The following is an 8,144-nucleotide window of genomic DNA, read 5'->3' on the forward strand; positions in this document are numbered from 1 at the left end:
AAACCTTTCCGGCCACGACACTAGGCGGGGTGGACCGTGGGCCACTCGTGGGCGAGGACCGACCAGATCTCGGTGTCCTGGCGGACGCCGCGGTAGAGGTCGTTCTGCCGCATGACGCCGTCACGGGTCATGCCGAGGCGCTCGGCGACGGCGATGCTCTTCTTGTTGGCGGAGGAGGCGTGCCACTCCACGCGGTGCATGCCGCGCTCCTGGAACGCCCAGTCGATCAGGATCCGGCAGGCCTTGGTGATCAGGCCCCGGCCGGCCACGGCGGGCTCCAGCCAGCAGCCGGCCTCGCAGATGCCGCTCTTGGCGTCGAAGACGCGGAAGAGGACTCCGCCGACGAGGGTGCCGTCGACCCGGATGCCGTAGAGGCGCCCGGTGTCGGTGGCCGCCTTCTGCGCGTAGGTGGCGAGGTATCCCCGCGCCGAGTCGAGGTCGGCGACGACGTCGGGAAGACCGACATGCTGACCGATGTACTCCCGGCCGCGGTCCATGTGTGCCAGGAGCTCCTCGGCGTGGTGGACCTCCAGCGGGAACAGCTGGGCGTCGTCGGCAAGGTCTATCGAGAACATGCGGCTTCTTCCTTCGGCCTCAAGCGGCGGGTTGCCGGATCACCTGGATGCGGTGGCGGGCTCGGCGCCGTCCTCGCTCGTGGCGGTGTCCGCGCCGGTCCGCTGCATGGGAAGTGTCGCAGGCGCACGGCATTCCGGGGGCTCGATGCTGATCTTGGGCAGCCTGCGGTCCAGCCAGGCGGGCAGCCACCAGTTCGCACCGCCGAGCATGTGCATCAGCGCCGGGACGAGCAGGGTGCGCAGGACGAACGCGTCGAGCGCCACGGCGGCGGCGAGCGCGATGCCGAACATCGCGATGATCCGGTCGCCGCTCAGCACGAAGGCCAGGAATACCGAGATCATGATGACGGCCGCCGAGTTGATCACCCGGCTGGTCTCGGCGAGCCCGACGCGGACCGCCCGCTGGTTGTCGCCGGTCTCCAGCCACTCCTCGTACATCCGGCTGACCAGGAACACCTGGTAGTCCATCGAGAGGCCGAAGAGCACCGACACCATGATCACCGGGAGGAAGGGTTCGATCGGCCCGGCGCTGCCGAGGCCGAGCAGCTCGCTTCCCCAGCCCCACTGGAAGACCGCGACCACGACTCCGAAGGAGGAGGCAACGGCCGCGATGTTCATGGCGGCGGCCTTGAGCGGGATGCCGATGGAGCGGAAGGCGAGCAGCAGGAGCACGCAGCCGAGGGCGATGACCACCCCGACGAACAGCGGCAGCTTCCCGATGATCACGTCGGCGAAGTCGTCGTAGCCGGCCGTCACACCGCCGACGTGCACGTCCATGGAGTTGCCGTGCCCGGCGCGCGGGATGACGTCCTCACGGAGCGTACCGACGAGCTCGCTCGTGGCCCGGGACTGGGGGGCGGAGTCGGGTACGACGGTCAGGATGGCGGTGTCGCCGCTCCGGTTGAAGACGGCCGGACCGGCGGAGCTGACGCCCTCGGTCGTCCGGAGCGCCTCGGACAGCCGGTCGACGGCGATCCGGTCCCCGGCGCCGTCGAGGCGGGCGACGACGGTGAGCGGGCCGTTCACGCCCGGGCCGAAGCCGTCCGCCAGCATGTCGTAGGCCTTGCGGGTGGTGGAGGTGGCCGGGTTGTTGCCCTGGTCGGAGGTACCGAGGTGCAGCGCGAACGTGGGCAGCGCCAGTACGAGCATCACCGCGGCCGCGGCGACGCCGAGCAGCTTGGGGTGCCGCTCCACGAAGGCCGACCAGCGGGCGGCGAACCCGGTGGGCGGTTCGGGCTGAGGGCCCTCGGCGGCGAGTTTGCGGCGTTCGCGGCGCGAGAGGGCGCGCATCCCGATCCACGAGAGGAGGGCGGGGAGCAGGGTCACCGAGGCGGCCACGGTCAGGACCACGGTGAGCGAGGCGGCTATGGCCACGCCGTTGAGGAAGTTCAGCCGGAGCACCAGCATGCCGAGCAGCGCGATACAGACGGTGGCCCCGGCGAAGACGACGGCCCGGCCGGTGGTGGAGACGGCGCTCGCGGCCGCCTCCTCTACCGGGAGGCCACGCTTGAGGCCCTTGCGGTGCCGGGTGACGATGAACAACGCGTAGTCGATGCCGACCCCGAGGCCGACGAGGGTGCCGAGCATCGGGGCGAAGTCGGCCACCGGCATGGCGTGCCCGAGGAGGGTGATGCCGAAATAGGCGGTGCCCACGCTGACCAGGGCGGTCGCGATGGGCAGCAGGCTCGCGGCGAGCGAGCCGAAGGCGAGGAAGAGGACCAGGGCCGCGACGGCGACGCCGATCACCTCGGCGAGGTGCGCGGTGGGGGCTTCGGTGAGGCCGATGGCACGGCCGCCCAGTTCGACTTGGAGGCCGTCCTGCTGGGTCCGGTCGTTCCTGGCCGCGTCGACGACCGCCTGGGCCTGGGCCTTGGGAACCGAATCCGCCTGCTCGTCGAAGGTCACGACGGCATAGGCGGTGCGCCCGTCGGGGCTGATCTGCGCGGCGCTCTCGGGGCCGGATCCGTAGGGGCCCGCGACCGATCCGACGCCGGGGAGCTCGGCGATGGCGTCGAGGGCCTGACTCATCCGCTGCTCGACTGCGGGGGTGCGGGCCGTCTGGTGATCAGGGGCCCGCCACACGATGGTGTCGGTGTCGCCGCCCTGGCCGTGGAAGCCTTCGCGGAGGAGGGCGTTGGCCTTGCCCGACTCGGTCCCGGGGACCTCGTAGTTGTTGGAGAACGCCGATCCGGCGATTCCGGCGGCCGCGGCGGTTCCGCCGAAGGCGAGCAGCCAGAGAAGGACGGCGACGAGACGGTGCCGCACACACCACCGTGCGATAGCTGCCAACGGACGTGCTCCCAGTTGGTTCGGGTCTTTACCGGGAGACAGCCCGATGCAAAGAACGCTGGTCTCGTGAACCTACGTGATCTACAGGAGTTCCACAGGTGATCCAGTGGTCTTCACCTTCACATATGCCTCCACGATCGCAGCGTTTAGTGATCGTTAGTCCGTTTCGTGTGCATCGTCACAGGGGGCGGGAAGGCATTCGGGACCTTCGCCTCTCACCCTGGTCCGCGCACCTCCGGCTACGCGTCCGCCCGGTAGCCCGGGATCGAGGGCCAGCGGACCGTGAGGACCACCGCGTCCTCCTCGGCGTACCAGGAGTGGTCGACCCCGCGGCCCCAGATCACGTAGTCCCCCTGCTCGGCGAGGACCACGGTGCGGCCGGGGAACTCCAGCCGGAAGCGCCCGCTGATCAGGACTTGCAGCGCGGTGCGCTCCTCGCCGGTGACCCACTGCGCCCGCTCGTCGCCCTTGGGGTGAACCCCCCATTTGATCTCCACGTCCTCGCTGTGGCGGGGATCGGCGGGGTCCTTGAAGTGGCCGAGGAGCCAGCCGCGGTCGGCGGCGGCGTCGGGGGTGGCCTTGCCTGTGTGGATGAGGGCGGTGTCGTCGTTCACGGGGCGAGGCTAATGCAGTTGTGGAAACGGACCGGTGGCTGGTCAGCTGAGCCAATGGATCTTGATGAACTGCGGAAGGTTCGGGACCGGTTCGACGCGGAGATGCGCCGCGACGCACCGCCCGACGTGGCGGAGGCCGACGTGGAGCGGGTGGGCGCGGTCGTACGGCAGACCGCACCCGGGCACGGATGGAACGGCGTGCTCTGGTCGGACCTCGACGAGGAGACGGCGGACGAAGAGATCGCGGCGCAGGTGGCGTTCTTCTCCGGGCGGGGAGCGCCCGACTTCGAGTGGAAGCAGTACGACTACGACCGCCCGGCGGATCTCGGGGAGCGGCTGCGCGCGGCGGGCTTCGTGCCGGGGGAGGCCGAGCGGCTGATGGTGGGGCGGGTGGCCGAGCTTGCGAAGCTGCCGGTGAATCCGCCGGAGGGGATCACGCTGCGGGTGGTCACGGACGAGGCGGGCGTGGACCTGATGATGGCGGTCCACACCCGGGCCTTCGGTACCGAGCGCCCCCGCATCAGGCACCTGATGCTCACCCTGCTGAGGGACGAGCCGGAGACGATCGCGGCCGTGGTGGCGATGGCCGGTGACACCCCGGTGAGCGCGGCCAGGATGGAGATGCGGCCGGGGACCTCCTTCGTCGGCCTGTGGGGCGGCGGCACGGTCCCGGAGTGGCGCGGCCGGGGCATCTACCGCCTGCTCGTGGCCCACCGCGCCCGGATCGCGGCCGAACTCGGCATCCCCTACCTCCAGGTGGACGCCTCGGACGACTCCCGCCCGATCCTGGAACGCCTCGGCTTCAGCGCCCTCGGCGTGACCACGCCGTACGTATACAGCCCCCCTGGCGCTTGACCCCCGGCCGGGCCCCAGCACCCGCGACGTCCGCCCCCGCCCCCGCCCCCACCCCTTCCCCACCCGGTCACCCTCCCCCTCCCGCCTCCCCCGTCAGTGCTTCAAAAGAGCAGGAGCGAGCAACCACACCCCACAGGGAGCACACCATGACCGCAGGCATGGGAAACCCAGCCCTCGACGTCCCCGGCACCATGGCCGGCCTGATGGCGACAGGCCAGCCGTCGCCGCCACCGGCATCAGCGAGCGCACCCTCGAACTCGCCCACATCCGCGCCAGCCAGATCAACGCCTGCGGTGTCTGCCTACTCCGAAGAGCAGCTCGCCGCCCTCATCCTCTCGATCTCCACGGCCAAGGTCTGGAACCGCATCAACCTCGCCACCGGCCAACAGGCCGGCACCCCCTGGTCCTAACCGACCAAGAACCCAGGCCCTACGCCCGGGACCTCACCCACGAACACCGCGGGACGGGCGGAACTGACCCGCCGTCTCAACGCAGCCAGCCCGTTAACGGCGTTAACGCCGTTAACAAATGGAAGCTTAGATTCCGTTTCTGGCCCCGCCACCGGCATCGCGGCGCGCACCCTTAACGGCGTTAACGCCCCACCCCACTGCCCCCACGCTGATGGACGAGCAGTTCCAGATCGCCGAGGGCATCCCCATCGAAGCCCCCGGCCTCCAGCCGCTCATCGACCTGCCCACCAGATGGCGTTCGGGCCCCGCCAACGTCCGCGTCCGCGCCGCATCCGCCTATGCCATCGAGTTCGGCTCCTTCACCAACCCGGACCCGTCCCCGCACAACCCGTGGACCGGGATCGCGGCATCCGCACGGCCCCACCCCACTCCACGCCACCCGAGGCCCGCACCCACCCACGGCGCCCCCCGACCCCAGACCTGACGACCTCGCCGTAAACCGAACCCCACGCCCCCCACCCCCCAGCGCGGCCTCGCCCACCCCGTGGTGAACCACAGAACGCCTCGCTACGGCGTGCGCGAGGCCGCCCTGTCGCATACCCGGCCCCGACACGCACCACTTCGTTAGCAAAACTCAAGCGCGGCGCCCACATCCACCCCCGAACGTTAGTAAAGTCCCCCTCATGACTTCACCCTCGACCCAGAGCGACCGAGAGAAGGTCGTCTCCAAACTCCCCCCGTGGCTGCGCCAGGAGTTGAAAATCCGCACCGCCCAACTGCGGGTGGACATCCAGGACGCCGTCCACCAGGGCATCGCCCACTGGAGCGCGCTCGCCTCCGCGCCCTCCCCCGTCGACACCTCCGGCGCCGAATCGTTCTCCACCTGGCTGCCCGCCGGCCAGTGGGACTCCTTCCGCACCGACGCCAAGGACCGCGGCGTCTCCCTCATCCAGGGCCTCGCCCAAGCCGTCCGCCTCTGGCTGGAGATGAACCCGGCCCCCACGGTGAAGCGGCCCTCCGTCGTACGCCGCATCGTCGTGTGCAACCAGAAGGGCGGCGTCGGCAAGACCGCCATCACCGCCGGCACCGCCGAAGCCCTCGCCGAGGACCCCGAAGCCCTCCACCCAGTACGCGTCGCCCGCCAGCTGGCCCGCCTCTCAACACCAGAAGACGCCCACCCCAGCCACCAAAACCCCCACCCCAACCCCCCAACAGACCCAACCCCCCTAGACCTGGAAGACCTCCCAGGCCTCGGCATGCGCGTCCTACTGGTCGACTTCGACCCCCAGGGCCACCTCACCAAGCAGCTCGGCCAACAGCCGCTCCCCATCGGCGGCGACAGCCTCACCTGCCACATGGCCGGCGAGGCCAAGGGCCCCCTCTCCGACCTGATCGTCCCCATCCCGGACGACCGCTTCGGCGACCGGCTCCACATCCTCCCCGCCTGTACGGACGCCTTCCTCCTCGACGTCCGCCTCTCCACCGTCCGCGCCCGCGAGGCCGCCCTCGAACGCGCCCTGGCCCCCGTCGAATCCGACTACGACGTCATCCTCATCGACTGCCCCCCGAGCCTCGGCCTCAGCATGGACGCCGCCATCTACTACGGGCGCCGCCGCGACACCGAGCAGCCGGGCGCCTCCGGCGCGCTGATCGTCGTACAGGCCGAGGACTCCTCCGCAGACGCCTACGACCTGCTCACCTCGCAAATCAACGACCTCCGCGACGACCTCAGCCTCGACATCGACTACCTCGGCCTCGTCGTGAACCTCTACGACGGCCGACGCGGCTACATCGCGACCTCCTCCCTCCAGGCCTGGATGGACATAAAGGATCCGCGCGTCGTCGCCGTCGTACCCGACCTCAAGGAACAGCGCGAGGCGGTCCGCATGAAGCAACCGCTGTTCGTCTACGCACCGAAGGGCGACCAGGCGGTAGCCCTACGCGCCCTCGCAAGGGAGATCTCATGAGCAAGGCAGACAAACTCGGAGTCTCGGCATCCTTCGCCCGCGCCCAGCCGGTCGGCGTCAGCTCCCGCCGCGCGGCGATCGCGGAAGCCACCGGCGCCCCCACCTCCGGCGTCGTCCCCCCCTCCGAAGTCCCCATCGAGGCCCTGGCCCACAATCCCTTCAACCTCCGCGAAGACCTCACGGAACTCGAAGAGCTGGCCCAGTCCCTCATCTCCCGAGGCCAGCTCCAGCCCCTCGCCGTCGCCACCCGCATGGCCTTCATGGAGGCCCACCCGGGCCAGACCGACGGCCTGGGCCGCGCCCCGTACGTGGTCATCGACGGCAACCGCCGGCTGGCGGCAGCCCAGCGCGCCGGCCTGAAAACCATGCACATCCACGTCAACGACGCCCTCTCCGCGTCGGCGGCCGACATCCTCGAATCGGCGCTCATCGCCAACGTCCACCGCGTCGACGTGGCCCCGATGGACCAGGCCCGCGCCCTGCAGGAACTCGTCGACGTCCACGGCTCCCAGGCCCAGGTCGCCAAGCGCCTGGGCAAGACGCCTGCCTGGGTCTCCCAACGCCTCACCCTCCTGAACCTCACCCCGACCCTCCAGGAAAAGGTCGAGACGGGCGAACTCAAGGTAGAACCGGCCCGCCGCATCGGCCGCCTCCCCCACGAGGTACAGGAAGCAGCAGCAACCGAAACCATTAACGCCGTTAACCCCCCACGCCAACGCACGAGCCCCACCCCACCCGTTAACGCCGTTAACGCCGTTAACCCCCCGCCCCCCACCCCTAGCCCCACCCCCACCCCCCGCATCACCATCGCCACGGACTCCCCGGAAACCATCGCGGACGCCCTGACGGCACACCTGACCCCGGACGACCTCAAGGCCGTCACCGAGCTCCTACTGACCCGCATCTGAGGCAGAACCCACGACGGGGGCGCTGACGCCATTAACGGCGTTAACGCCCCCACGTGCGTTTCATGTGCGTTTAACAGTGCGCTTCACATAAGCTGCACGGTGGAGGTACGAATGCCCAGCCAGCACAACAACGAACAGCAGAGCCTCTTCGCAGCGGTAGACGCCCTGCTCGACGAAGCGGCCGCCAAGGACGCTCTCCCGCACCCGGACGAGCGCAAGCGCCTCCGCGAAGCGGCCGGCCTGAGCCAGGACCAGATCGCCAAGGCCCTGTCCGTCCGCCGCGAAACGATCACCTCCTGGGAAACGGGCCGCACAACCCCCCGCCCCCCCAAGCGCGCGGCCTACATCCGCCTCCTAGAAGGCCTAGCCACCCTCCACCCCACACCTCCCGCGCCCTCCGGCACCCCCGCGCCCCCGGGCACCCCTGCGCCCTCCGGCACCCCCGTTCCCCCGGCCACGCCCACGCCCCCGGCCACCCCCGCACCTCCTGTGCCCTCCGACGCCCCCGCGCCCCCCACCACCACGC

8 protein-coding genes are annotated in these 8,144 nt (G+C 70.3%); 5 read left to right on the top strand and 3 right to left on the bottom strand.

What is annotated here, in order from left to right:
• Positions 1-20: 20 nt before the first annotated feature.
• The 3 genes from J7I97_RS08470 to J7I97_RS08480 form a co-directional block, all read right to left on the bottom strand.
• Complete coding sequence (locus tag J7I97_RS08470) at positions 21-575, bottom strand: GNAT family N-acetyltransferase (protein WP_214932331.1); 555 nt, start codon at positions 573-575, stop codon at positions 21-23.
• 39 nt (positions 576-614) lie between these two features.
• Positions 615-2,864: an MMPL family transporter gene (locus J7I97_RS08475; protein WP_214932333.1), complete on the bottom strand. Its 2,250-nt coding sequence runs from the start codon at positions 2,862-2,864 to the stop codon at positions 615-617.
• 239 nt (positions 2,865-3,103) lie between these two features.
• Positions 3,104-3,478 (bottom strand): signal peptidase I, encoded by a 375-nt coding sequence (locus J7I97_RS08480; RefSeq protein WP_214932335.1) that lies wholly within the window; start codon positions 3,476-3,478, stop codon positions 3,104-3,106.
• Positions 3,479-3,532: 54 nt separating this feature from the next.
• Between J7I97_RS08480 and J7I97_RS08485 the strand changes: the two genes are divergently transcribed.
• The 5 genes from J7I97_RS08485 to J7I97_RS08505 all read left to right on the top strand — a co-directional run.
• The gene (locus J7I97_RS08485; protein WP_214932337.1) at positions 3,533-4,333 is read left to right on the top strand and encodes a GNAT family N-acetyltransferase; all 801 of its coding nucleotides are present in this window, start codon (positions 3,533-3,535) and stop codon (positions 4,331-4,333) included.
• A gap of 621 nt (positions 4,334-4,954) precedes the next feature.
• Positions 4,955-5,227, top strand: a complete 273-nt coding sequence (locus J7I97_RS08490) for a hypothetical protein (protein ID WP_214932340.1) — start codon at positions 4,955-4,957, stop codon at positions 5,225-5,227.
• A 199-nt stretch (positions 5,228-5,426) separates the two neighbouring features.
• Positions 5,427-6,710, top strand: a complete 1,284-nt coding sequence (locus tag J7I97_RS08495) for a ParA family protein (RefSeq protein ID WP_214932342.1) — start codon at positions 5,427-5,429, stop codon at positions 6,708-6,710.
• Positions 6,707-7,618: a ParB/RepB/Spo0J family partition protein gene (locus tag J7I97_RS08500; protein ID WP_214932344.1), complete on the top strand. Its 912-nt coding sequence runs from the start codon at positions 6,707-6,709 to the stop codon at positions 7,616-7,618. The genes J7I97_RS08495 and J7I97_RS08500 overlap by 4 nt, the downstream gene beginning before the upstream one ends.
• Before the next feature lie 111 nt (positions 7,619-7,729).
• Positions 7,730-8,144: helix-turn-helix transcriptional regulator (locus J7I97_RS08505; RefSeq protein ID WP_214932347.1), on the top strand; the 415-nt coding region annotated here is incomplete at its 3' end.

Origin of the sequence: Streptomyces sp. ISL-87 (genome assembly GCF_018614095.1) — a bacterium.
In the GTDB taxonomy this organism is placed as follows: Bacteria; Actinomycetota; Actinomycetes; order Streptomycetales; family Streptomycetaceae; genus Streptomyces.